This window comes from Rathayibacter rhapontici (genome assembly GCF_001995175.1).
In the GTDB taxonomy this organism is placed as follows: Bacteria; Actinomycetota; Actinomycetes; order Actinomycetales; family Microbacteriaceae; genus Rathayibacter.
In genome coordinates this window covers 18,220-41,410 of record NZ_MUKN01000019.1, presented here as the reverse complement: position 1 = coordinate 41,410, position 23,191 = coordinate 18,220, and the positions used below count along the sequence as shown (strand labels likewise).

Here is a 23,191-nt window from a genome sequence, read left to right as displayed (position 1 = left end):
CGCAAATCTAGCTATGTAGAGATGGCTCGGTCAACGTCGCGGCTGGTTGACTCGCCGTATGACTCTGTACAACCCCGCCGTCTTCCCCGAGCCCGCTTCCGGCCCGTCGACGCCCCCGCCCGGCCGGAAGACCGGGAACGGACTCGGTCTCGCCTCCCTCATCATCGGCATCGTCGCGCTGATCGGCGCCGCGATCCCGATCGTCAACTACGTCTCGGGCTTCGTCGCCTTCATCGGCCTGGTGCTCGGAGTGATCGCCCTGTTCCTGAAGAAGAGGAGCCGCACGGCCGCGATCGCCGGCACCGCGCTGAACCTGGTGGCGCTGATCCTGTCGATCGTGCTCGCCGTCGTCTACACGGCCGGCTTCGTCACCGGAGTCACGAACGCCGTCGAGGACGCCGAGTCGAGCCGCGCACCCCTCTCCGAGAGCACGGAACCGGCCGGCCCCACGCGGACGCTCCTCCTCGAGGTCACCGGCGACGCCCCCGACGCCTCCATCGGCTGGGCCACCTCGAGCGACCTCGCCGACGGCACCGCGGCCGCCGCCGACCAGCCCCTCCCCTTCACGAAGGAGCTGCAGGTGCCCGCCGCGGGCGAGTTCGCCGTGCAGGTCCAGTCCCTCACCGCGACCACCGGCGCCGACGACACCGGCGCGATCACCTGCCGCATCACCCTCGACGGCGAGGTCGTCGCGGAGCAGACGAGCACCGGCGCGTTCGCGGCGGCGTTCTGCATGGGGACGTCGGAGTGACCCGCGCGCCCGCCGGTCAGTGTCGGTGGAGCCCGACAGAATCGGCCTGACAGCGGGAGGCGCTTTGCAGTTCACCATCGACGGGAATCCCTACGAGCTCACGCGGGAGTCGGTGGAGGCTGCGCTCGGCGCGGTCGAACCCGCCGCCGTGACGAAGTACTCGGTCGAGGCACTCGGGCGGCGGTGGCCGGTGAAGCAGGTTCTCGCGGTCGCGACCGGGCTGACGACGAAGCCGTTCGACTCCGGCAAGGCGCAGCGCGTCCTCGCGCAGCTGGGGTTCGCCGTCGAAGGCGACCTGGCAGCCCGCACCCCGCTCGACGGCTCGCAGCGCACCTTCGACGGCGTGAACTGGAGCCTGGCCGCCTCGGAGGACGACTACCTGGAGGCCCGATCGGGACGCCTGCACGTGCCGACCTGTCGGCACGGCGTCACCCAGCCGCGCCGCTCCTGGACCGAGGCCGAGATCTTCAACGCGTGGTTCGCAGCACCCGACACCGATCCGCGCGAGCTGACGTCGCCCGGCTGGTGCTCCGACTGCCTCCTGGTGCGCGGGCTCGAGGAAGAGCTGACGCGCTCGGAGGAGTCGTCACCGACCGGCAGCGCCGAGCGCCGCGCCATCGCCGCGGCGGCGGGCGTGATCCTGACTCCGGGTCTGAGCGGGGCCGCGTCGGCGCTCGACGCGACCGTGCGCACCTGGACAGCGCCGACCGCCCGGGCTCTCCGCGGTGCTTTGGACTCGCTGCCCGACGCGTCCGGCGGGTTCCGCGGGCGGCTGTTGCAGCAGCTCGCGGAAGCACCGCGGGACGTCGTCCTGCTCGCGGCCGAGCTGTGCTTCGTCCAGCGCCTTCCGCTCACCAACGTCGGCGCCGAGACGAAGCGCGAGCTTCTGCGCGAGATCCTGGCACTGCTTCCCGACGCGCCGGCCCTCCCCGAGGCGGTCGCTGCCGCGTTCGACGTCCGCGGCACGTTCAGCGGCGGCGCCGGCTTCACTCCGCAGATCGCTCGTCATCTGCAGTGGCTCTGCTCATTCATCGAGCACTGGGACGGACTCGACGCCGAGACACGGGATGCCGCGCTCGGAGACCCGTGGTTGTTCCGCGAGCAGACCATCGCCGTCGATCCCGCTTCCCCGGCGATTCAGAACTCCTTGCTCGCGCTGACCTGGCCGAGCGTCTTCGAACGCATCGTGTCGACGGCGGACAAGACGAAGATCCGCGACACCTTCGCTCCCGTACTGCCGTTGGGGCCGACCGGCGACCTCGACCGCGATCTCCTGCATCTGCGAGACCGGCTTGATCCGCAGGGGCAGCTCGACATCGACTGGTACCTGCCGCCGTGGAGCACGGAGTGGCGCGGTACGGACCGTGACGACGCGCCCGCGGCCTGGTGCGTTCCGAGTCGGGCCGTGCTCGGCGACACCATCGGCTTCCCGGGCGCGATCACCGCCGACTTCGGAGCGAGCCGCGCGGCGATCCGCACGACGGCTCTGGCCCGCTGGGACGGAGCGGAACCGATCTCCGCGCTGCTGCAGAGGGTGGACTCGACCGCGGCCGTGCTGAGCGGGATGCGTCCGGGCGAGCAGATCCTGGTGCGGGACGACCGCGGGATCCGGGTGGGAAAACTCCGCAGTGGCCGATGGATGCCTGGCGACCGCGCTCAGCGCTCGGTGCGGTGGGAGGAGGATCGCGTTCCCGAGGATGCTCTTCCGCAGGCGGTCCTCGCCACATTGTCCCGGGACGACGCGTTCATCCGGGTCGAACCGCTGTCGATGCCCACACCCACACCCACCGACCTCCGCCTCCCGCGCCCGACCGCCGAGTTCGCCGCCGGCCTCCACTACGACCGCGCCTGGCTGGACGACGTGACCGCGGTCCTCGAGGAGCGGAGGCAGATCATCCTGTTCGGCCCTCCCGGCACGGGGAAGACGTTCGTCGCGCGGGCCCTGGCCCGATTCGCCGCCCCTGCGAGCGCGGTGAGGATCGTGCAGTTCCACCCCTCCTACTCGTACGAGGACTTCTTCGAGGGCTTCCGTCCCGCGACCGACGCGAGCGGCTCCGCAGTGTTCCGACTCGCGAAGGGGCCCCTCCGACTGCTCGCCGATTCCGCCGTGCGCAACCCGGCCGTCCCCCACGTGCTGATCATCGACGAGATCAACCGCGGCAACATGGCGAAGATCTTCGGCGAGTTGTATTTCCTCCTCGAGTACCGCGACGAGCAGGTGTCGCTGCAGTACTCCCCCGAGGAGCCGTTCGCGCTGCCCAAGAACCTGTTCGTCATCGGCACGATGAACACGGCCGACCGGTCGATCTCGCTCGTCGATGCGGCCATCCGCCGCCGCTTCGCGTTCTTCGAGCTGCACCCGGCGCAGCGGCCCGTGCACGGCCTGATCCACCGCGTGGAGGGCCGCACGACGAGGCGGGGTGCGCTGCTCGACACCCTCAACGAGCGCATCGGAGAGACCGACCGCGACTTCCAGATCGGCCCGTCCTACCTCCTGAGGGCGAGCGCCCGCACCGACGACGGGCTCGTCCGGATCTGGGAGCACGACATCCTGCCCCTGCTTGACGAGCACTACTACGGCCGGCTGTCCCGGGAGGAGATCCGCGCACGATTCGGGCTGGACACACTCGATCTGACGACGCCGCTGGTGGTCGACGAGATCGACGAGTCGTGACGCGCTTCTCCCTGGAGGAGAACGGCGGCTGGCGGCCGTGCCCGCTCGCTCCGGACGTCGTCGCCGCGGCGACCACGGCCGGGCTGGTGGAGTCGCGCCTCGGTCGCGTCGGGATCGAGGTGGCGGCCGCGTCGAACAAGGTGGGGGCGGTGCGTTCGGGCGAGGACGAGATCGTCGTGCAGCCCAAGACTCCGCTGGGGTCGCTGCTCTTCCTGCTGGGCTACGCGCGCGATCCCGGGTTCCGCCCGGAGGACGTCGACGCCTCCCCCGAGGACGATCTCGCGCCCGCCATCGCCGAGACGTTCGTACGGCTGGCCGAGCGGGCGCTGGCGCGAGGGGTTCTGCAGGGGTACCGGACCTACGACGAGACCGCGGTCACGGTTCGCGGACGCATCCGGATGTCGGATCAGGTCGCTCGTGGCGGCCGACTGCTGCCGGTCGAGCTCACGGTGGACGAGTACACGGTCGACATCGCCGAGAACATCGTCCTCCGGGCGGCGATCGGTGCACTGCTCACGCTGCCCCGCCTCCGCGACGCGCTGCGGCGGCGCCTCCTCCACCTCGACGGGCGCCTCGACGGCGTGGAGCGCTTACGCCGCGGGGCAGCCGTGCCCCCGTGGCGCCGCAGCCGACTCACCGCGCACTACGTTCCGGCGCTCGTCTTCGCCGACCTGATCCTCGAGCGTCGGGCTCCGTCGAGCGCCGCCGGAGATTCCCCGCTCGCCTCGTTCGTCGTGAACATGGCCGGCCTCTTCGAGAGCTTCGTCACCACGGCGCTGCGGGAGTCGCTCGCTCCGCTCTCGTCGGGCGTCACGCTCGCGCAGTATCCGACGACCCTCGACGAGGGCGGCCGGCAGGCTGTGCGGCCCGACATCGTGCACTTGCGCTCGGGGCGCCCGGTGATGGTGGCCGACGCCAAGTACAAGACCGGCGCCTCTCCGGTGGAGGACCTGTACCAGATGCACGCGTACTGCACGGTGCTGGGGCTCCGGGAGGGCTGGTTGATCTCGGTCGGCCGGGGCGGTTCCTCCTACTCCGTGCGCGGAGCGGCGGTCGAGATCCACGTCCGCCGACTGGACGTCTCAGCCCCGCCGGAACAGCTTCTGGTCCAGGTGGCGGATCTCGCCGCCGAGCTGGTCGGAGAGCTCGCGAGGCGCTAGCGACTCGTCCCTGGTCTCCGGGACGATCACGCGTTCAGCCCTGCAAGCGCGATCGCGACGAGCGCCGAGGCGAGGAGGAACGCGACGACCGTAGCTGCCGCGCCGAGAAGCGGGATCGCCCTCATCCGCCGGGCGGTCGTCGATCGACGGGCTGCAGCGGTGATCGTCAGCACCGCGAACAGGCCGAAGACGGCCGGGATGATCCAGGTCGCGGCGGCCAGGAGTGCGGAATCGCACCCGTCGGAGTTCCCGCCGCACGCGTCCATGCCCAGCTGCTGCACCAGAAGGACCATGAAGAGGACGGCTCCGAGGCCGAGCAGGAGGACGAGGAGCAGGACCGCCTCGATCCTGCTCGCGAGCCCGGCGGAGCTCCCGCCGGGAGGACGACGCTGCGCCGTGGGCGATCCGTGAAGGGATCGTCGGGGTCGAGAGACACGGCGACTCCCCTGCTCGTCGGGCGATGCGACCGCAGGGTCGGGCGCATCGGGGCCGCGACGGCCCTCACTGATTCTCATGGATGCGTGCGGATCGTGCCCGGCACACGACGAAGGACGGACCACCGGGGCTTCCGGTGCATCCGTCCTTCGTCGAGTGGCGACCGGCGCTACTTGCGGAACATGCGCGCCGTGGTCTCGAAGAGGCCCTTCACCGGGCGCTGCTGCTCGCCCTGCTGGGCGCCGAGGATGATGATGACCGAGGTCAGCACCGGGATCAGCCACTGGGTGGCCTTCTGCACGCGCAGGGCGGTGGTCAGCTCGGCCGAGTTCTGCGGCGCGGCCTCGGTGACGCCTTCGGCGCCCTCCTCGATGTGCTTGGCCTGAGTCGCTCCCGCGATCGCCGCGGTGACCGAGGCGGCACCGGCGAGACCGGTGACGACGGTCTTGATGATCGTGTTGGTGCGGCTCTCCTGCTGGTTCGCGAGGCGGGTCTTGTTCGCGAGGATCAGGCCGATGCCTCCGACGCCGTGGGCGATGATCGCGGCGAACTGCACCGGGCTCCAGCGGGCCCAGCCGACCGACGCGACGCGGAGGCGCTCGGACGGGTCGGAGGAGGTCGCGGCGGCTCCGTTCAGCCCGACGGCGCCCATGAGGGATCCGCCGAACCAGGCGGCGGCGCCGAGGTCGTGGAGGCTGCGGACGAGCGTGTTCCGTGACGGCATGCGTGTCTCTTCTCTTCTCAGTCGACAGGCGGGGGCTCTGGCCCCCGTATAAGGGCGACGCTACGCGCGGGCGGCAGCGAGCGGTCGGGGCTTGACCTCTCCCCGTGCAGCCGCTCTGGTAGGAGCACGAGGGCGCCGAGCGCCTGCGACAGGAGGAGCGACATGCCGGACCAGGACGAGCAGCGGAGCATCCGCGACGACTTCCACGAGGCCGTGAACATGACGGCGAAGGAGATCGAGAGCTGGCTCGAGACCGACGAGTCGAAGGAGGTCGGCCAGAAGTCCGGCGGCGGCGAATCGGTCGGCCACCACAGCGGCCGCCGCATCATCGAGATCCTCGGCACCAAGCAGGCCGACCTCAGCGACGACGACTACGCGCACATGAAGAAGGTCGTGGGCTACGTGCACCGGCACTCGGCGCAGCGCCCGGACGGGGACGTGACGGAGACGAAGTGGCGGTACTCGCTGATGAACTGGGGGAACGACCCGCTGAGGAAGTGACCGGGGCCCAGCCTGTCGGCGACCATGATCGTCGGATGGAGATTCTCGAGGTCGTGGCCGCTGTCATCACCGATGGGGATCGGATCCTCGCCTGCCGTCGCAGGCCGGAGAAGTCCGCCGGCGGTCTGTGGGAGTTCCCGGGCGGGAAGATCGAAGTCGGGGAGACCCCTGAGCAGGCGCTCAAGCGCGAGATCGCGGAAGAGCTCGGAGTGGCCGTCGCTGTGGGGACCTTACTGACCGTCGACGATACCGAGGTGGGTCCTCGCATCATCCGGTTGAGCTGCTGGTGGACGACGCTGCAGGGCGACCCGCCACTCACGAGCACGGATCACGACGCGCTCCGCTGGCTTGGCCGGGAGGACCTGTCGGAGCTCGACTGGGCCGCGCCCGATCGTCCGGCAGTGGCTCTGCTGGTCACCGGGGGCTAGGCCGTCGTCACCGTCTCCGCCGGCGCCCCCGCTCCAGGTCGGCTCGGGATGCGGGCGAGGCGCGCTGCCCGCCGCCGGCGCTTCGGCTCCGAGCGGATGACCGTCTCGGCGTCACGCGCGCCGATTCGCGCGACGTCGTCGAGCCACCGCTGGCGCCGAACGGATGACGACGATCGGACGGGCCCGATCCTCGTGACGGCGGTGGGCGCGATGCCGCAGTACTTCATCGTCCCGTCCCGCACCGAGCGCACGGTCGGGTCACCCTGGAGGGCGAGGAACGCCCGGGGCGCGTCCGTCGTGACGAGCAGGCGCCCACTGCGACCCGCCAGCATCCCAATCGGGAGTCCAAGACGAGAAAAGCGGAACGCACGGCGCGGCAGGAGCACTCTGTCGAAGAATCCGCTGAGGAGCGCGGGGGTCGCGCCCCACCAGATCGGCGTGACGACGACGATGTGCTCCGCTGCCTCGATCGCAGACCAGGCCGCGGCGAGGTCGGGTTCAAGCGGCTGAGCGCGCGAATACCCGGCGCGCAAGTGAACGTCGAAGTCGAGGTCGCGCAGCGCGAGAACGCGCGCCTGACCGAAACCCGCCGCATAGCTGCGGGCGACCTCCGCAGCGAATGAGTCGGCGTTCGGATGGCCGTCGATGACGAGCGCGGTCATGGTCCTCCTTACGGATCCGGCCTCCCCATCTGGACATTGTCCAGTTAAAGGCAAGTCACGGTATCGATATGATCTTGCGCGTGTCAAGATCGGAACGCGGCTACCACCACGGTGACCTCGCGTCCGCCCTCGAGCGGGCAGCTTTCGAGCTCATCGACGAGTCGGGCCACGCGAAAGTCAGCCTCCGCGAGGTCGCCCGCAGGGCCGACGTCAGCCACAACGCCCCGTACCACCACTACGGCGACCGTGCCGCGCTCCTCGCCCACCTCGGCGCTGTCGCCATGGAGGAGCTCCTCGAGGACCTCGAGTCCGCCCTCCGCTCGGCGGATCCTGCAGATGCCCCCGCCCGAGCCGTCCGCGTGGCGTCCGCCTACATCGAGAATGCCGCTCGCCATCCTGCCCGGTTCCGCCTCGTCAACGATCCGGACATCTGTGATCTCCGCGAGCCATCACCCACCATGGCCCCTCTCCTCGACCGCGTGCACGGCATCCTCGCGCAGGTCGTCGATGAGCTCGATCCTGCAACTGCCCCGCCCCTTCAGGCCGCTCTGCGGACTGCACTGTGGGGGGCCGTGCACGGACTGGCCGAACTCGTCGTCACTGGGCAGGTCAACCAGACGGACACGGAACCAGCGCTTCAGGCACTGCTCAGCCGGGGGGAATTCGGGCGGGAGAAGTGAGCCAGGGCCTAGGCCTCAATCAGCTCAAATTCGTCATCTTGTCGCACAGCCGTGATGATGTTCAAGCTCGTGATGAGTTGCTGGAGGTCCGCCTCGGGGTGGCCAGGAAGCAGGATGACTGGGACGGCAGCGAGCCCCTTCTCGTTCGCGACGTGGGCGTAGTCGAGGACTTGCCCGATTGCCGTTCGCACGTAGGAGCGTGCCGTCGACTTCTTCGCCTCCACGATCCAGCCACTGGTCGTGACGTAGAGATCGGGCTCGATGCGCGAAGAACCAACGGGAAGTGTGAGTCGACTAGGAGGAGTTCCATTCCTCGTCAGCCACTCTCCAAAGGCCGCTTGGAGCTCGAATTCGACGCGGGAGACAACTCGCTCATCGATTGGCGCTGACTCCTCTCCTGCAACGACGATGTCGGAATAGGCGGGAGCTGCCCACTCGCTGACGTGAGCATCGGCGGGCTTCGCACCGCCGTATGCGGGCAGCGTCGTGACGTCGGCATCGACCGGGAGCAGATTGAAGATGATCCCCCGGCGCAACGTTCCCTCGTTGTCCGGGATGATCTCGTAGCGATACGTCGGAAGGCCTGTTGTAAACGCTCCGATATACGTCACGCGGGTGTTCTGGACCGTGAAAAGGCGGATGATTCGACCGTTCTTGGCCGCATCCCGAAGGGCTAGATTTCCGCGAAGGAACACCTGATCTCCGACCTGGCCCTCGCCGGTGTAGGAGTACGAGCCGTCCTCGCGCAGGCCTTCGAACCGGTCGTAGCCGTGCCGCGCGCCTTTCGCGGGATCAGTGAAGATGAAGATCTCGCCGAGAGATCGTGGTGTTGAAATTCCGCCCTGCTGCTGACCCCCGAACGCTCGATGAACGGCGCGACGCAGCACCTGGTCGCCCACGGAGAGAGAGAACCGCGGGATCTCGACGGGTTCCGCTTGGAAGCGATCACGAACAGCATCCGCTTGCTCATCGCTGAGCTCCCAGCGAGTAGTGCCGAGGTCGAGAGTTCCGAAGAATTCTCGGAGAACGTCACGGATTCGTTTTTGCGGAACTCCGAGTTCGAGAGACAGATCGGCCGGGGTGCGGGTGGGCATGAGCTCGACATTAGGAAGAGCTGATTAAGACGCCGGCGAATATCACTCGTGTTAGGACCACCGTTCGTGAGTCGAAGACGAGCATGCTTCGAATATCGGCTCAGCAGAGCGTGCGGTAAGCCGCTTCGTGCTCAGCACCTTCTCCCTCCGTCGAGCATCACGGGGCCGCCGGCTCGGTCCACGCGGCCTCGCCAGGCGATCCCCGCCAGTACCGAATCGTTATCGTGAGAGCGCTCTCTGCCGGTCTATCCTGGCGACGAACGCCGCGACGGCCCGCCTCTGCGAACGGCCGATCCTCCACTCGCCGATCTCCGGCCCGCCGATCCCACGCACTGAGGAGTACCCATGCGATCGTCCCTGCACCGCCGTCTCACCCTTCCGGTCGCCGTTCTGGCGGCCGCCGGACTCGCGCTCGCGGGCTGCTCGAGCAGCAGCGACCCGAACGACCCGAACGCGGGTGGCGGCTCCGGTGGCGGCTCGGTCGGGACGGCCGACGGGGTCGTGAACGTCTACGGCACCATCAACGGTGACGAGGCCACGCTGCTGGAGGAGTCGTGGGCCGCTTGGGAGGAGGAGTCGGGCATCGACATCAAGTACACCGGCGACAAGGGCTTCGAGCAGCAGATCGGCATCAAGGTGCAGGGCGGCGACACTCCGGACCTCGCGATCTTCCCGCAGCCGGGACTGCTGGCCGACACGGTGGCCTCGGGGAAGGTGAAGGAGCTGCCCGAGGGCGCTCTGACCGAGGTGCAGAACAACTGGTCGGAGGACTGGCAGAAGTACGGCCAGGTGGACGGGACGCAGTACGGCGCTCCGCTGATGGCGAGCGTGAAGGGCTACGTCTGGTACTCGCCGGCGAAGTTCGCGGAGTGGGGCGTCTCGGTTCCGACGACGTGGGACGAGATGGAGGCGCTCGGGAAGACGATCGCCGAGAAGTCCGGCGGGCCCTCCTGGTGCGCCGGTTTCGCCTCCGACGCGGCGTCGGGCTGGCCGGGGACGGACTGGATCGAGGACGCGGTGCTGCGCGAGGCCGGCCCCGATGTCTACGACCAGTGGGTCTCGGGCGACGTGCCCTTCACCGACCCCCAGATCAAGGCGGCGTTCGACTCCGTCGGCTCGATCCTCCTCGACCCGACGCTCGTCAACGCCGGCTACGGGGACGTCTCGTCGATCAACTCGACCGCGTTCGGCGACGTCGCGCAGAACATCGCGAACGACTCCTGCGCGCTGACCCACCAGGCGTCGTTCTTCGAGGGCTTCATCATCGGCGCCGACGCGACGGTGGCCGAGGACGGCGACGTGTGGGCGTTCCTCACTCCGCCGATCAGCGCCGAGGACGACCAGGCCGTGACCGGCGGTGGTGAGTTCGTCGCCGCGTTCGCGGACGACGAGGACACCGCGAAGGTGCAGGAGTACCTCGCGAGCGCCGACTGGGCGAACAGCCGCGTCTCGCTCGGCGGAGTCATCTCGGCCAACAAGGGGCTCGACCCCGAGAACGCGAGCAGCGAGCTGCTGAAGGACTCGATCGCGATCCTGCAGAGCGAGGACACCACGTTCCGCTTCGACGCGTCCGACCTGATGCCCAAGGCGGTCGGCTCGGACAGCTTCTTCAAGGGGATCGTCGACTGGGTCGACGGCTCGAGCACGGACCAGGTCCTCGAGTCCATCCAGGCCGGGTACACCTCCTAGGAGGAGTCACCGATTCCAGGGAACCCCGGACCGTCGAGAGAGCCCGCAGCTGCGGGATCCCTGGACGGGCCGGGGTTCCCTCGTTCAGGCGTGCGGGTGCGGGTGCGTCCGCTCGAGCGACGCGCCCTCGATGTCGACGTCGGGCAGCAGCCGGTCGAGCCAGCGGGGCAGCCACCAGGCGGAGCGGCCCAGCAGGTGCATCAGGGCGGGCATCAGCAGCATCCGGACGACGAAGGCGTCGAGGAGCACGCCGAACGCGAGGCCGAATCCCATCGAGCGGATGATGGTCGACTCCGAGAAGATGAAGCCGCCGAACACCGCCACCATGATCAGCGCGGCGGCGATCACGACGGACTTGCCGGCCTGGAAGCCCTGCGCGACGGCGAGGCGGGCGTTCGCGCCGTGCACGTACGCCTCCCGCATCCCGGACGCGAGGAAGAGCTGGTAGTCCATCGCGAGCCCGAAGAGGATGCCGACGAGGATCACGGGCAGGAAGCTCAGGATCGGGCCGGTGGCGTGCAGGCCGATGAGGTCGGCGCCCCAGCCGAACTGGAACACCGCGGTGATCAGGCCGTAGGTCGCGAACAGCGACAGGATGAAGCCTCCCGTGGCGATGACCGGGACGAGCAGCGAGCGGAACACCATGATCATGATGAGCAGCGAGAGCCCGACGACGACCGCGAGGTAGGTCGGCAGGACCGCGTTCAGTCCCTCCGAGATGTCGATGTTGGTCGCGGCCTGGCCGGCGACACCGAGCACGATGCCGTCGCCCACCGGAGGGAGGTCGCGGAGGTCCTGCACGAGCTGCTCGGTGGAGGCGCTGTTGGGGCCCTCGGCGGGCAGCACCTGGAAGGCCAGGAGCGTGCCGTCGTCGGACGTGGCGACGGGCGCGACGGCGACCACGTCGTCCTGCTCCGAGATCGTGCGGGCGATGTCGACCTGCGTGCGCAGGAGGTCGTCGTCGGCGACTCCGCTCGGCACGGAGGCGCTGACCAGCAGCGGGCCGTTGGCGCCGGCGCCGAACTCGTCGCCCACGATCTCGAAGGAGCGCGCGCTGGTCGAGCCCTCGGGTTCGCTGGAGCCGTCGGGCAGGCCGAGGCGCATCGAGAGCGACGGGATCGCGATGATCAGCAGGGCGACGATCGTGCCGACGACCGTGACGACGGCGCGGACGGTCGACATGGGCCGGGCGGGCGGGAGCACCTTCTGCCGGCCGATCGCGGCGCGGGCCTTCCGGCGCAGGAGTCGCGTGCCGAGGAGGCCGAGGATCGCGGGCGCGAGGGTGATCGCGATGAGCACGGCCACCGCGACGCAGATCGCGCCGACGGTGCCCATGAGCGCGAGGAACGGGATGCCGGTGATGTTCAGCGCGAGCAGCGCGACGACCACGGTGGAGCCGGCGAAGACGACCGCGGTGCCGGAGGTGCCGTTGGCCAGTCCGATCGACTCGCGGACCTCGACTCCCGCGAGCAGCTGCCTCCGGTGCCGGTTCACGATGAAGAGGGAGTAGTCGATGCCGACCGCGAGGCCGAGCATCACACCGAGGACGGGGGTGACCGAGGCCATGTCGATGACGCCCGAGAAGGCGAGCGAGGCGGTGACGCCCACTCCGACTCCGACCAGCGCGGTCACGATCGGGAGGGCCGCGGCGACGAGGGAGCCGAGCATCACGATGAGGACGACGGCCGCGAAGACGAGGCCGACGACCTCGCCGACTCCGAAGATCTTCGGGACGCCCTGGGCCAGATCGGTCGCGAAGGAGACGTCGGCGCCGGTCACCGGGGACTCGTCGAAGTGGTCGACGACGCCCTGCTTGACCTCCTCGGACAGCTCGAGGCGCGGGTCGGTGAACGAGATGTTCACGATCGCGGTGGAGCCGTCGTCGGAGACCACGCCGATGCCGTCGGCGTAGCCGAGCAGCTCCTCGCCGAGGTCGAGGGGCTCGGCCCCGGCCTCGAGCTCCTGGCGGGAGGCGTCGAGGGCGGCCTGCTGCTCGTCGAGGAGCGCCTTCTGCGGGTCGATCGCCGCAGCCTGCTGCGCGTCGATCGCCGCGAGCTGCTGCGCCGGCGCACCGGCCGCCGCGGCCTGCTCGCGGGCGGCGGTGAGCTGCTGCTGCGCGGCGTCGAGCTGCGCGCGTCCCGCGTCGAGCTGCGCCTGCCCGGCCTCCAGCTGCTCCTCCCCCGCCTCGAGCTGCGCGCGGCCGTCGGCCAGCTGCGCGGCTCCGTCGAGCTGCGACTGCCGCGCCTGGAACGGATCGACGACCGCGGCCACCCCGTCGAGGTCGGCGGCGGAGGCGGCGAGCGCCGAGATCGCGGACTCCTGCTCGGCGGTCAGGGCCGAGCCGTCGTCGGTGCGGTAGACGACCGTGCCGGTGCCGCCCGCCGTGTCGGGCAGCTTCTCGGCGAGCTGATCGGTGACCGCGCCCGAGGCCGTGCCCGGGATGTCGAAGCTGTTGGTCAGCGTGCCGCCGGCCGCGAGGAACGCGCCCACCGAGACTCCGAGGATCACGACCCAGGCGACGATCACCGCCCACGCGCGACGAGCGGCGAACGAGCCGAGACGGAAGAGCAGGGTGGCCACGGGGGTCTCCTGACGCACGGGGGAAGGGGGGACGCGCTAGATCATACGGGACGTCTCGTCTAGGCAGTGGGAGTAGCCTGAGAGCATGACGGAGCATCGGAGCGGCCCGGTCCGCAGCGTCGCGGCGCGCGAATCGGTCCTCGAGGCGACGGCGCGGCTCTTCGCCCAGCAGGGCTGGGACCACCTCACGATGGAGGGCATCGCCAAGGAGGCGGGCGTCTCGAAGCAGACCGTCTACCGCTGGTGGCCCTCGCGCGGGGCGCTGATCGCCGATTGCATGATCGACGGCCGCCTCGTCGCGATCGAGATCGAGATCGCCGACACCGGCGACCTGCGGCGCGATCTGGAGGACTGGCTCACGCCGATCCTGGAGCTCGCCGCGACCGAGCAGGGCACGACCCTCATCCGCTCGCTCGTCGCGGCAGGGTCCGAGGACGCCGCGGTCGGCGAGCGGCTCATCGACGCGTTCGGGGTCGACCAGACGCTGGCGGAGCGGTTCGCGAGCGCGGTGCGCGCCGGTCAGCTGCCCGAGGACACCCCGGTCGACGAGATCGGCTACGCGATCCTCGGGGCGATCATCCTGCCGACGGTCGGCCGACGGCAGAGCGTGCCGGCGTCGGTGCGGCGTCTGGTCGACTTCCTGGTGCGGCCGGCCTAGCGGCCCGTCAGGACGAGGAGCGGTTCGACCCGTGTAGGGCGACGGGCGCGAAGCCCTGCTCGCGAAGCAGGTGCTTGATGCCGTCGTGCTCGTCGAAGACGTAGGCCCGCGCGAGCAGCTCGGTGAAGCGCCGCGCCGCCGTCGGGTCCTGCTCGTCCACGGGAACCGTGAGCGTGCGGGGCGGTTGCTCGCGGATCACCAGAGCGTTGGCCACGAGGATCGCGGTCCTCTTGTTCCCGTCCATGAACGGCTGAGCCTTCGCCAGGTGCACGAACAGGTCCAGCGCCTGCTCGGACGTGTCGGCCTCCGCCAGGGCCCGATCGACGATCCGCTGCACTCCGACGAGGTCGGGGGCCGCGGGCTCGTGCCGGCCGAACGGCGTGCTGACACCGATCCTGTCGTCGTCGCGGCGGAACCGCCCGGGATGCAGCGCGGCGCTGCGGGTGAGCTGCGCGTTCACGTCGCGGACGTACGCGGCATCGATCGATCGGTCGCGGGTGTCGATGATGAACTGCGACGCGTCGCGGAGATCCTCCAGCAGCGCGAGGTCCGAGCGCGAGGTGACGCCCGTCAGATCGCCCGACCGCAGGAAGTTCTCGGTGTCGAGACGTCCGGTGGACAGGCCGTCGAAGACCTTGCCCGACGAGTACACGACAGCGGCGAGGTCGGCGACCACGAGGTCGGTCATGAGCGGCCCCTTCCTCGAACAGCGGATGCGCGCTCGACTCTACCCAGACGCAGCGATCAGTCCCCCGTCGGGAACGGGTCGGAGTAGCGGGCCCACGCCCGCGGCCCCGCCAGCAGCTCCGACGGGGTCAGCAGGCACTCCGCGAGCGCCGACGTGACCCGCCGCGCCTCGAGCGAGAGGCCGTAGAGCACCAGCTCCTGCCCGGTGACGACCTCCGAGAGGTCGAGGTCGGCGGGGGTGGGCGAGAGGCCGAGGACCTCCCCCACGCTCGACCACGACAGGGCGCGCTCGGCGCGGGTGGCGAGGGTGACGAAGCCGCGCGAGCGCACGACGTCGCCGACCCGCTGCGGGAACTGCTCGACGAGTGCGCCGAGGCGGCCCGGGTGGAACGGCCGCGGATCGCGGAAGACGACGGTGCCGAGCGGCACCTCCGACGAGAGGCGCAGTGCCCGGTGCCCGCCGAGCTCGCCGATCCAGCCGGGCGCGCGCCGCACGCGCCGGAGCGCCTCGACCGGCACCGGAGGCGGCACGACGCGGCCGGCGGTGAGCGCGGCGAGCGAGACGGCCGACGCGGAGGGGGCGAGGAGGGCGATCAGGGCGAGACCGGCCTCGTGGGCCGCCCGCTGCCCCTCCGCCGGACCCGCGACGACGACGAGCGTGCTCCACTCGAGCTGCTCGACGAGCCGCTCGACGGCGGTCACGCCGGGCTCGGGACCCGAGAAGTCGTCCGCGGTCCGCACCGCGGACCAGAGGGCGGCCGGCTCGACCACCGTCACCACGTGCCCGAGGCAGAGCGGCGCGCAGCCGTCCTCGAGGAGGGCGGCGAGCTGATCGAGCGGTGCGTGATCGGAGGTGGTGCCCGGTCCGCAGAAGTGCACGAACGCGGCCGCCTCCACGGGCTCGAGCTGACGGTCGTTCTCGACGACGTGGCCCTCGAGACGCAGGGCGAGCAGCGCGGCGATGCGGCGGCGCCGCTCCGGGTCGCCGTCGCTGACGATCGAGACGACGGAGCGCTCGGCTGGCATGGGTCCTCCTCCTGGCCCGGTCGGCACCGGACGGGCATACCCTACTATCGAGAACTGTTCTCATTAACATCGATAGCACGGAGGAACGCATGAAGGTCCGCAATTCGCTCAAGAACCTCAAGGACCAGCCCGGCTCGCAGATCGTGCGGCGCCGCGGCCGGGTGTTCGTGATCAACAAGCAGAACCCGCGGCTGAAGGCGCGGCAGGGCTGACACCGGGAGTCACATCGATTCGACCCCGGCCGGGCGGGCTGCTTCACTACCTAGCATGAGTAGGGATTGCGTCGTCGTCGGGGCCGGTCTGTTCGGGACCGCCACCGCGCTGCACCTCGCGCGAGCGGGAGCGCGGGTCGTGCTGGTCGACTCCGGAGCCGCGGCGCACGGCACCACCGCCGCGGGGGCCGGCTTCGTCGGCCTCTGGGCCGCGGGCTACGCCTGGTACTGGAACGAGTCCGAGCGCGACCTCGAGCAGTACGGCATCGACTTCTACCGCGGGCTCGCCGGGCCGATCCACCTGCGCGAGACCGGCAGCGCCTGGCTCGCCGTGACGGAGGAGGGGGTCCGCGACCACCTCGGACCCCTCGCCGCGCATCCGCTGCGCCCCGAGGGAGCCCGGTCGCTCTCGCCCGACGAGGCAGCCGAGCTCGTGCCCGGGCTCGACCCGGCGGCCGTCTCGGGCGGCTTCGTGCACCCCGGCGGCATCCAGATCAGCGCTCCGGATGCGGGACTCGCGCTCGTCGCCGCCGCCCGCGCCGCGGGGGTCGAGGTGATCGAGCACACCGCCGTCGCCGAGGTCGTCGCGGCGGACGGGCGCGCGAGCGGGGTGCGCACGGCCGACGGTCGGGTCCTCGTCGCCGACGCGGTCGTGCTCGCCGCGGGGTCGTGGACGAACGCGCTGCTCGCCCCGCTCGGCCGACGGCTGCCGCTGGCCCGGGTCGTCGCGAGCCGGCTGACGACGCGGCCCTTCGGACTCCCTCCGCTGCCCACGCTGATGCTGCCCGAGCTCGACGGCCTGTGGGTGCGCGAGCACCTCGGCGGCCTCACTTACGGCAACGGCGTCGGCTACGAGGCGCTCGGCGAGGCCGCGGCCGACCGCCGCCCGCAGCGCACCGACCTGATCGAGCGGATGGACGCGCACCTCGCGCCGATCCTCGCCCGCCTGCTCCCCTCCTCCGCCGACGCGGTGCGAGACACCGAATGGACCCAGGGCGTCGTCTCCTACACCGCCGATCGGCGCTTCCTCGCCGGCCCGATCCCCGAGCTGCCCGGGCTGTTCGTCGCCGCGGGCGACAACGAGAGCGGAGTGACGCACGGGCCCGGCCTCGGCCGTCTCGTCGCCGAGCTCGTGCTCGAGGGCCGCAGCAGCCTCGGCGACGCGAGCCGGTACGCGCCCGGCCGCTTCGCTCCGCAGCCCTTCGCCGACGAGGCCGCCGTGCTCGCCGCGATGCCGCCGCGGCGCGAGGTCGATGCGGAGGCGGCGCGATGAGCGGCCGCGACGTCGTCGTCGTGGGCGCCGGGCTGGTCGGAGCCGCGGCCGCGCGCTCCCTCGCCGAGCGCGGCGACCGCGTGATCGTGTTCGAGCGCTTCGAGCGCGGCCACGACCGCGGCTCCTCCCACGGCGAGACGCGCATCTTCCGCCGCGGCTACCCGCAGGACGACTACCGCGCCCTCACCGGCCGAGCCGCCCGCGAATGGGCCCGCCTCGAGCGAGAGAGCGGGCGGAGCCTCTTCACCGCGACGGGAGCGATCGACCACGGCGACGCCGACGCCCTGCGCGGGATCGAGGACGCCTTCGCGCGCGACGACATCGCCGTGGAGCGCCTCGACGCCGCCGAGGCCTCGCTCCGCTGGCCGGGGCTCCGCTTCGAGACCGACGTGCTGCTGCACCCCGAGGGCGGGCGGCTCGACGCGGCCGCCGCGATCGAGGCGCTGCTGGCATCGGCCGAGGCGCACGGAGCGATCGTCCGCGAGCGCGCGGGCGTGCAGAGCATCGAGGAGCGCGACGGAGGCGTGCGGGTCGTCACCGACGAGGGCCCGCTCACCGCCGACGCCGTCGTCGTGGCCGGCGGATCGTGGACCCCGGCACTCGTGGGCGGACTGGTCGAGGCGGCGGGCCGGCACCTTCCTCCGCTGCGCGTGACCCAGGAGCAGCCCGTGCACGTCACGACGGAGCTACCGCTGGACGCGTGGCCGAGCTTCGTGCACCACCGCGGCGACCGGCCCGTGATCTACGGACTCGCGACCCCCGGAGTCGGCGTGAAGGTCGGCGAGCACGGCACCGGACGCGTCGTCGACCCCAACCACCGCGACTTCCGCCCCGAGCCCGAGCGGCACGCGCGCCTCGTCGCCTACCTCGAGGAGTGGCTGCCCGGCGTCGACGCGGCGAGCGCCGAGGCGATCAGCTGCCTCTACGACACCACCCCCACCGAGGACTTCGTGATCGACCGGGTCGGGCGGGTGGCGCTCGCCACCGGCTTCTCGGGCCACGGCTTCAAGTTCGGGCCGGTCCTCGGCGACCTGCTCGCCGAACTGGTCGACGGGGGCGAGCCGCTGGCCCGCTTCCGGCTCGGCTGAGTCCGCCCCTCCCCTTCCCTCCGACGAAAGCAGCAGCATGCACTCCTCCCGCGCACTCGGCGCACTCGCCCTGCTCGGCGCGACCGCCCTCCTCGCCGCCTGCACCGGCGCGAGCGACGGCGGCGGCTCCTCCGACCGTCTCGTGATCGGCACGACCGACTCGATCGTCTCGCTCGACCCGGCCGGCGCCTGGGACCGCGGCAGTTTCACTCCGCAGAACCAGATCTACCAGCACCTGCTGAGCTACGAGGACGGCGACACCACGCCCGTGCCCGAGGCTGCGGAGGAGTGCGGGTTCGACGACCCGACGACGTACCGCTGCTCGATCGCTCCCGGGCTGACGTTCTCGAACGGCGACGAGCTGACCGCGTCGGACGTCGTCTTCTCGTTCCAGCGCGTGGTCGACATCGCGGCCGACAACGGCCCGTCGCCACTGCTCGCGAACATGGAGTCGGTGGCGCAGGACGGCGAGGACGTGGTCTTCACGCTCGCGGTGCCGGACGACCAGACCTGGCCGTACGTGCTCTCGAGCATGGCCGGTCCGATCGTGGACGAGGAGGTGTACCCGGCCGACGAGTTGCTGGAGGACGCCGACGTGATCGGCTCGGGCCCCTACGCGGTCGAGAGCTACGAGGACGGCGGACTGCTGCTGCTCGCGGCGAACGACGCCTACTCGGGTGACGCTCCCGTGACCGCGCAGGTCGTGCTGAAGTCGTACACCTCGTCGACGAACCTGCGCCTGGACGTCGAGAACGGCGGGGTCGACGTGGCCTACCGCTCGCTCACTGCGACCGATGTCGAGGACCTGCGCGACGACTCCGCTCTTCAAGTCGTCGACGGCCCGGGCGGCTCGGTGCGCTTCCTCACCTTCAACGTGAACACGCAGCCGGGCGGCACCCCGGAGCAGAAGCTCGCGATCCGGCAGGCCGTCGCGTCGCTCGTCGACCGCGAGGAGCTAGCGGAGCAGGTCCACCGCGGCACGTACGCTCCCGCCTACTCGGTCGTGCTCGACGGGCAGACCGGCGCGACGGAGGCGTTCGCCGACGCCTACGGAGCGGCTCCCGACCCGGACGCGGCCGCCGCTCTGCTCGCCGCCGCCGGGGTGCCGGTGCCCGTCGCACTGCCGATCCAGTACACGAGCGACCACTACGGGCCCGACTCGGCCCAGGAGTACGCGCTGGTGAAGTCGCAGCTCGAGGAGTCGGGGCTGTTCACGGTCGACCTGCAGTCGACGGAGTGGACCAGCTACGTCACCGAGCTGGTGCCCGAGTCGGGCTACCCCGCGTACCAGCTCGGCTTCTTCCCGGACTACCCGGACCCCGACAACTTCCTCCGCGCGGCGTACTCGTCGACCGGCTCCTCGGTCGCGAACGGCTACGCGAGCGCCGAGGTCGACGCACTGATCGACACGGAGGCGACGGCCACGGACCTCGGGGCGCGCACGGCCGCGATCCAGGAGCTGCAGCGCGTGACGGCCGCCGACGCGCCGATCGTCCCGCTGCTGCAGGGCCGCGAGACGGTCGTGGCGGCGTCGGGAGTGACGGGTCTGGAGGACACGCTCGACGCGACGTACCTGTTCCGGTTCTCGGCGCTGGGGAAGTAGGGGCGCGCTGCCACCGAGGGAACCCCGGACCGTCGAGACGTCCCGCTGCTGCGGGCTCCCTCGACGGGTCGGGGTTCCCTCGGTCGCGCGGTGTCAGCGGGTGAGCAGGACGGCGTCCTCGGACCAAGGGTCGACGGGGTCGGCGGGCGGCGGGACCGAGGGCCGCGTGCGGGCGATCGCGAGGGCGATCGTGGTCACGGTGAGGGTCAGAGCGGCGGTGACGAGGGACGGGCTCAGAGTCCAGAGCGCGGTCTGCAGGATCGCGAGCGGAGGAACGTTCTCCGGGTCGTAGCTCCAGCTGTCGGGGAGCGACACCATGACGACGAGAGAGCCGAGGACGGCGAGCCAGAGGACGATCGTGTACGCGAGGAGGGCGCCCGACCAGCGGCTCGTCACGAGCGTGCGGCCTTCACTGCCAGAGCCCCGCCGACCGAGACGAGGCCGACGGTGATCATCGGTCCCGGCAGGACGTTGCCGAGGCCCCGGAGGAACTGCTCCGTGGTGGTTCCGTTGTCGAAGTAGTAGGCGGAGGAGCTCGACCAGAGGAGCACCACTCCCACGGCCAGCAGCACCGCGCCCATGACCGCGAGGCCGAGGGGCACCCGCACGTCGAGGGCGGACCGGACCGACACCTCGGGCTCGGTGCCCGACTCCTCCGCGGCCGCCTCGTCGACCTCGGTCGGGAGGGTGGCCGTGCGCTCCGCCTGCGGCTCGAAGCCGAGCGCGCGGACCGGGTCGAGCACCGGCTCCGACGTCGGGAGCGCCGTCGTGCGCAGCCGGGTCGTTGCGGCGTCGCGGCGCCTCGGACGGCGGAACCGCTCCTCCGCCTTCGCGCCCCGCTCGGGAGCAGGACCGTCGTAGCCGCGCTGGAAGGCGGCGTGGTAGCGCGGGTCGGTCCCCGCGTCGGTGTCGTGCGTCTGGCGTGCGTCGGTCACATGTCCCCCGGGCTCGTGCGTTCGCGCCCATCCTTCCCCACGGGCGGCGGAGGAGCGAGCGTCAGCGGGAGACCGCCTCGCGCGACGGGAGGCTCGCGACGGCCGCGCCGACGAGGAGCAGCGCGATCGTGACCGCGGTGAAGAGCGGCCACCCGCCCGCCTCGACGACGAGGCCGAGGAGCCAGCCGCCCACTCCGGAGCCGACGTAGAAGGCGATCGTGTAGACCGCGCCGGCGTGGCCGCGGAGGGCCGGAGCCGCCCGCGCGCCGGTCCACGCCGCTCCGGTCGCGTGCACGGCGAAGAAGCCGGCGGTGAGCACGACGAGGCCGGCGATCACGACGGCGACGACGTCCGAGAGCATCACGGCGAGGCCGACGACCATCGCGGCGATGCCGACGCGCATGAGCGTGCGCGGTCCGAGGCGCGGAGCCCAGCGGCCGGCGAGGCGCGAGGAGACCGTGCCCGCGAGGTACGTCGCGAAGAGCAGCGAGACCAGCGCGGGCGGGAGCGCGAACGGCGGCGCCTCGAGGCGGAACGCGAGGTAGTTGTAGACCGCGACGAACACGCCGACGACGAGCACGGTCTGCACGGCGAGCGCCAGCAGCACCGGATCGCGCAGGACGCGCGCGGTCTTGGACCAGCCGCTCCCCCGCTCCGGAGCGACGGCACGGGCCGAGGGACCACGGGGGGCGAGGAGCGCGAACGCGAGCGCGGCGGCGGCGCAGACCAGCGTCACGACGAGCAACGCGGGGCGCCAGCCGAGCAGCGGAGCGAGGGGCCCGGCGATCAGGCGGCCCGCGGCTCCCCCGATCGTGGTCCCCGAGACGTAGGCCGCGGCGGCGGCCGTGGCGACGGCTCCGCCGACCCGGTCGTGGATCGCGGCGACGGCGAGGGCCGGCACCGCCCCGAGGACCGCTCCGCCGAGGAAGCGGAGCACGAGCAGCACCTCGAACGACGGCGCGACGCAGGCGAGCAGCGCGAGGACCACCGACGAGAGCACGGCGATCCGCATCGACTCGAGCCGGCCGATCCGCTCGGCGATCGACGCCCACGGCAGCACCATCAGCGCGAGGCCGAGCGTGGCGGCCGAGACGGTGAGCGCGGCTTCGGCGGGGGTGAGCGCGAACTCGCGGGCGAGCTGCGGGAGCACGCTCTGCACGGCGTAGAGCTCGGCGAAGGTGGCGACTCCGGCGGCCAGGAGCGCGAGGGTCATGCGGCGGTCGGTGCGCACCACTGCTCGCGGACGCTCGACGGTGCTCATGACTGCGAGGCTAGATCGGCTGGGAACGGATGACCAATGGCTATTCGGGCATGATGTATACGATTCAGACATGAGCGATGACGCCGACTGGCCCGCGATCCTGAAGCTGCTGCCCGTGCTCGTGGCCGTCGCCCAGACCGGCAGCGTCACCGCCGCCGCCGAGGAGCTGGGGGTGCCGCAGCCGACGGCGAGCCGCTCGCTGGCGCGGCTCACCGAGCTCGTGCGCACACCGCTGGTCCGGCGCGAGGGCCGGGGAGTGGTGCTGACGGAGGCGGGACGCCGGCTCGCCGAGGCGGCGCAGGACGGCATGGCGGTCATCCGCACGGGGCTCGCCGAGGTGCGCCAGGCCGGCGAGCTCGAGGACGGGCGGATCTCGATCGCCTTCCAGACGCTGCTCGGCGAGAGCTACGTGCCGGACGTGATCCGCCGCTTCCGCCGGCGCTGGCCGCGAGTGGGCTTCGGCCTCCGCCACGGGTCGCGGGCGCTGTGCCTTCGCGCGGTGGCCGACGGCGAGGCCGAGCTCGCGATCGTCGCCGATCCGCCGACCCTCCCCGGCACCACCACGACCACGCTCTACACCGAGCCGCTGCTGGCGGTGGTGCACCACCGCCATCCGCTCGCCTCGCGCCGCTCGGTGACGGTGGAGGACCTGCGCGGGCTCGACCTGATCATGCTGTCGGCCGGCTACGGACTGCACGAGTCGGCGCGGCGGCTCCTGCGCCACGACGGCCGCGACCCGGAGCCGGTCTTCGAGGTGGGCGACTACCGGGCCGCGCGAGGGCTCGCCGCGGCGGGGCTGGGGATGACGATCCTGCCCGCGAGTCCGTCGTCCATCGACGACGGGGTGCGCGAGATCCCGATCGACGACCCTCGGGCGATGCGCGAGATCGGGGTGCTGGTGGCGGACACCGGCAACCCGGTGGTGCCCGAGTTCGTGCGGGCGCTGCGGGTCGCGGCGGGAGCGCGCGGGCGGGTCGTGGGGTGACGCTCTGATGTCAAGTACAGGACACGGCGGGGCGACGTGCAGGATGCTCGGAGAGGATCCACCCACTCCCCCTGCCGCGCACCAC

The 23,191-nt window shown here is 71.4% G+C and carries 23 protein-coding genes; 13 read left to right on the top strand and 10 right to left on the bottom strand.

Going from position 1 to position 23,191, the window contains the following annotated elements:
* Positions 1 to 58 precede the first annotated feature (58 nt).
* The 3 genes from B0T42_RS08025 to B0T42_RS08015 all read left to right on the top strand — a co-directional run bounded on the left by B0T42_RS08025 (position 59) and on the right by B0T42_RS08015 (position 4,585).
* On the top strand, positions 59 to 751 hold the full coding sequence (locus tag B0T42_RS08025; protein ID WP_077222698.1) for an MmpS family transport accessory protein: 693 nt from the start codon (positions 59 to 61) through the stop codon (positions 749 to 751).
* Positions 752 to 815: 64 nt separating this feature from the next.
* Complete coding sequence (locus B0T42_RS08020) at positions 816 to 3,425, top strand: AAA family ATPase (RefSeq protein ID WP_077222697.1); 2,610 nt, start codon at positions 816 to 818, stop codon at positions 3,423 to 3,425.
* Positions 3,422 to 4,585, top strand: a complete 1,164-nt coding sequence (locus B0T42_RS08015) for an McrC family protein (protein WP_077222696.1) — start codon at positions 3,422 to 3,424, stop codon at positions 4,583 to 4,585. Before B0T42_RS08020 ends, B0T42_RS08015 begins: the two co-directional genes overlap by 4 nt.
* A 26-nt stretch (positions 4,586 to 4,611) precedes the next feature.
* Here the strand turns inward: B0T42_RS08015 and B0T42_RS19470 are convergent, their stop codons facing one another.
* Together B0T42_RS19470 and B0T42_RS08005 are read right to left on the bottom strand one after the other, a co-directional pair.
* Complete coding sequence (locus B0T42_RS19470) at positions 4,612 to 4,878, bottom strand: hypothetical protein (RefSeq protein WP_139344455.1); 267 nt, start codon at positions 4,876 to 4,878, stop codon at positions 4,612 to 4,614.
* A 311-nt stretch (positions 4,879 to 5,189) separates the two neighbouring features.
* Positions 5,190 to 5,744, bottom strand: coding sequence for a hypothetical protein (locus B0T42_RS08005; RefSeq protein WP_077222694.1), 555 nt, complete (start codon positions 5,742 to 5,744; stop codon positions 5,190 to 5,192).
* Between the two features lie 162 nt (positions 5,745 to 5,906).
* Here B0T42_RS08005 and B0T42_RS08000 point away from each other — a divergent pair, with 162 nt between their 5' ends.
* Both B0T42_RS08000 and B0T42_RS07995 read left to right on the top strand, forming a co-directional pair.
* Entirely contained in the window at positions 5,907 to 6,245 is a 339-nt protein-coding gene (locus tag B0T42_RS08000; RefSeq protein ID WP_077222693.1) for a DUF3140 domain-containing protein, read from the top strand.
* Positions 6,246 to 6,280: 35 nt separating this feature from the next.
* The gene (locus B0T42_RS07995; protein ID WP_077222712.1) at positions 6,281 to 6,673 is read left to right on the top strand and encodes a (deoxy)nucleoside triphosphate pyrophosphohydrolase; all 393 of its coding nucleotides are present in this window, start codon (positions 6,281 to 6,283) and stop codon (positions 6,671 to 6,673) included.
* Here B0T42_RS07995 and B0T42_RS07990 read toward each other — a convergent pair.
* Entirely contained in the window at positions 6,670 to 7,335 is a 666-nt protein-coding gene (locus B0T42_RS07990) for an NAD(P)H-dependent oxidoreductase (protein WP_077222692.1), read from the bottom strand. The genes B0T42_RS07995 and B0T42_RS07990 overlap by 4 nt on opposite strands.
* An 80-nt stretch (positions 7,336 to 7,415) precedes the next feature.
* On the opposite strand from B0T42_RS07990, the gene B0T42_RS07985 reads away from it, so the two are divergent.
* Positions 7,416 to 8,015: a TetR/AcrR family transcriptional regulator gene (locus B0T42_RS07985; RefSeq protein WP_158078076.1), complete on the top strand. Its 600-nt coding sequence runs from the start codon at positions 7,416 to 7,418 to the stop codon at positions 8,013 to 8,015.
* 8 nt (positions 8,016 to 8,023) lie between these two features.
* Here the strand turns inward: B0T42_RS07985 and B0T42_RS07980 are convergent, their stop codons facing one another.
* Positions 8,024 to 9,109 (bottom strand): SRA domain-containing endonuclease, encoded by a 1,086-nt coding sequence (locus B0T42_RS07980; RefSeq protein WP_077222690.1) that lies wholly within the window; start codon positions 9,107 to 9,109, stop codon positions 8,024 to 8,026.
* Between the two features lie 345 nt (positions 9,110 to 9,454).
* On the opposite strand from B0T42_RS07980, the gene B0T42_RS07975 reads away from it, so the two are divergent.
* Positions 9,455 to 10,798: an ABC transporter substrate-binding protein gene (locus B0T42_RS07975; protein ID WP_077222689.1), complete on the top strand. Its 1,344-nt coding sequence runs from the start codon at positions 9,455 to 9,457 to the stop codon at positions 10,796 to 10,798.
* Between the two features lie 84 nt (positions 10,799 to 10,882).
* Here B0T42_RS07975 and B0T42_RS07970 read toward each other — a convergent pair whose 3' ends face one another.
* Positions 10,883 to 13,378, bottom strand: coding sequence for an MMPL family transporter (locus B0T42_RS07970; RefSeq protein ID WP_077222688.1), 2,496 nt, complete (start codon positions 13,376 to 13,378; stop codon positions 10,883 to 10,885).
* Between the two features lie 85 nt (positions 13,379 to 13,463).
* Here B0T42_RS07970 and B0T42_RS07965 point away from each other — a divergent pair, with 85 nt between their 5' ends.
* Positions 13,464 to 14,036, top strand: coding sequence for a TetR/AcrR family transcriptional regulator (locus tag B0T42_RS07965; RefSeq protein WP_077222687.1), 573 nt, complete (start codon positions 13,464 to 13,466; stop codon positions 14,034 to 14,036).
* Positions 14,037 to 14,043: 7 nt separating this feature from the next.
* Here the strand turns inward: B0T42_RS07965 and B0T42_RS07960 are convergent, their stop codons facing one another.
* Both B0T42_RS07960 and B0T42_RS07955 read right to left on the bottom strand, forming a co-directional pair.
* On the bottom strand, positions 14,044 to 14,724 hold the full coding sequence (locus B0T42_RS07960) for a Fic family protein (protein ID WP_077222686.1): 681 nt from the start codon (positions 14,722 to 14,724) through the stop codon (positions 14,044 to 14,046).
* Between the two features lie 56 nt (positions 14,725 to 14,780).
* Complete coding sequence (locus tag B0T42_RS07955; RefSeq protein ID WP_077222685.1) at positions 14,781 to 15,749, bottom strand: CobW family GTP-binding protein; 969 nt, start codon at positions 15,747 to 15,749, stop codon at positions 14,781 to 14,783.
* 89 nt (positions 15,750 to 15,838) lie between these two features.
* On the opposite strand from B0T42_RS07955, the gene ykgO reads away from it, so the two are divergent.
* From ykgO to B0T42_RS07935, 4 genes are read left to right on the top strand one after another with little or no spacing between them, the layout of a single operon-like run.
* Positions 15,839 to 15,961 carry a type B 50S ribosomal protein L36 gene (ykgO, locus tag B0T42_RS07950; protein WP_055790224.1) on the top strand — a complete coding sequence of 41 codons (123 nt, stop codon included), beginning with the start codon at positions 15,839 to 15,841 and terminating at the stop codon, positions 15,959 to 15,961.
* Between the two features lie 55 nt (positions 15,962 to 16,016).
* Entirely contained in the window at positions 16,017 to 17,234 is a 1,218-nt protein-coding gene (locus B0T42_RS07945) for an NAD(P)/FAD-dependent oxidoreductase (protein ID WP_077222684.1), read from the top strand.
* Complete coding sequence (locus B0T42_RS07940) at positions 17,231 to 18,322, top strand: FAD-dependent oxidoreductase (protein ID WP_077222683.1); 1,092 nt, start codon at positions 17,231 to 17,233, stop codon at positions 18,320 to 18,322. The genes B0T42_RS07945 and B0T42_RS07940 overlap by 4 nt, the downstream gene beginning before the upstream one ends.
* Before the next feature lie 37 nt (positions 18,323 to 18,359).
* A complete protein-coding gene (locus tag B0T42_RS07935) occupies positions 18,360 to 19,925 on the top strand; it encodes an ABC transporter substrate-binding protein (RefSeq protein WP_077222682.1) in 1,566 nt (521 codons plus the stop codon).
* Positions 19,926 to 20,018: 93 nt separating this feature from the next.
* On the opposite strand, the gene B0T42_RS07930 is transcribed toward B0T42_RS07935, so the two are convergent.
* The 3 genes from B0T42_RS07930 to B0T42_RS07920 form a co-directional block, all read right to left on the bottom strand.
* Positions 20,019 to 20,321 carry a hypothetical protein gene (locus tag B0T42_RS07930; RefSeq protein WP_077222681.1) on the bottom strand — a complete coding sequence of 101 codons (303 nt, stop codon included), beginning with the start codon at positions 20,319 to 20,321 and terminating at the stop codon, positions 20,019 to 20,021.
* Positions 20,318 to 20,860: a hypothetical protein gene (locus B0T42_RS07925; RefSeq protein ID WP_077222680.1), complete on the bottom strand. Its 543-nt coding sequence runs from the start codon at positions 20,858 to 20,860 to the stop codon at positions 20,318 to 20,320. Before B0T42_RS07925 ends, B0T42_RS07930 begins: the two co-directional genes overlap by 4 nt.
* 61 nt (positions 20,861 to 20,921) lie before the next feature.
* Positions 20,922 to 22,121, bottom strand: a complete 1,200-nt coding sequence (locus B0T42_RS07920; RefSeq protein WP_158078075.1) for an MFS transporter — start codon at positions 22,119 to 22,121, stop codon at positions 20,922 to 20,924.
* Between the two features lie 70 nt (positions 22,122 to 22,191).
* On the opposite strand from B0T42_RS07920, the gene B0T42_RS07915 reads away from it, so the two are divergent.
* Complete coding sequence (locus B0T42_RS07915) at positions 22,192 to 23,106, top strand: LysR family transcriptional regulator (RefSeq protein WP_158078074.1); 915 nt, start codon at positions 22,192 to 22,194, stop codon at positions 23,104 to 23,106.
* Positions 23,107 to 23,191 lie beyond the last annotated feature (85 nt).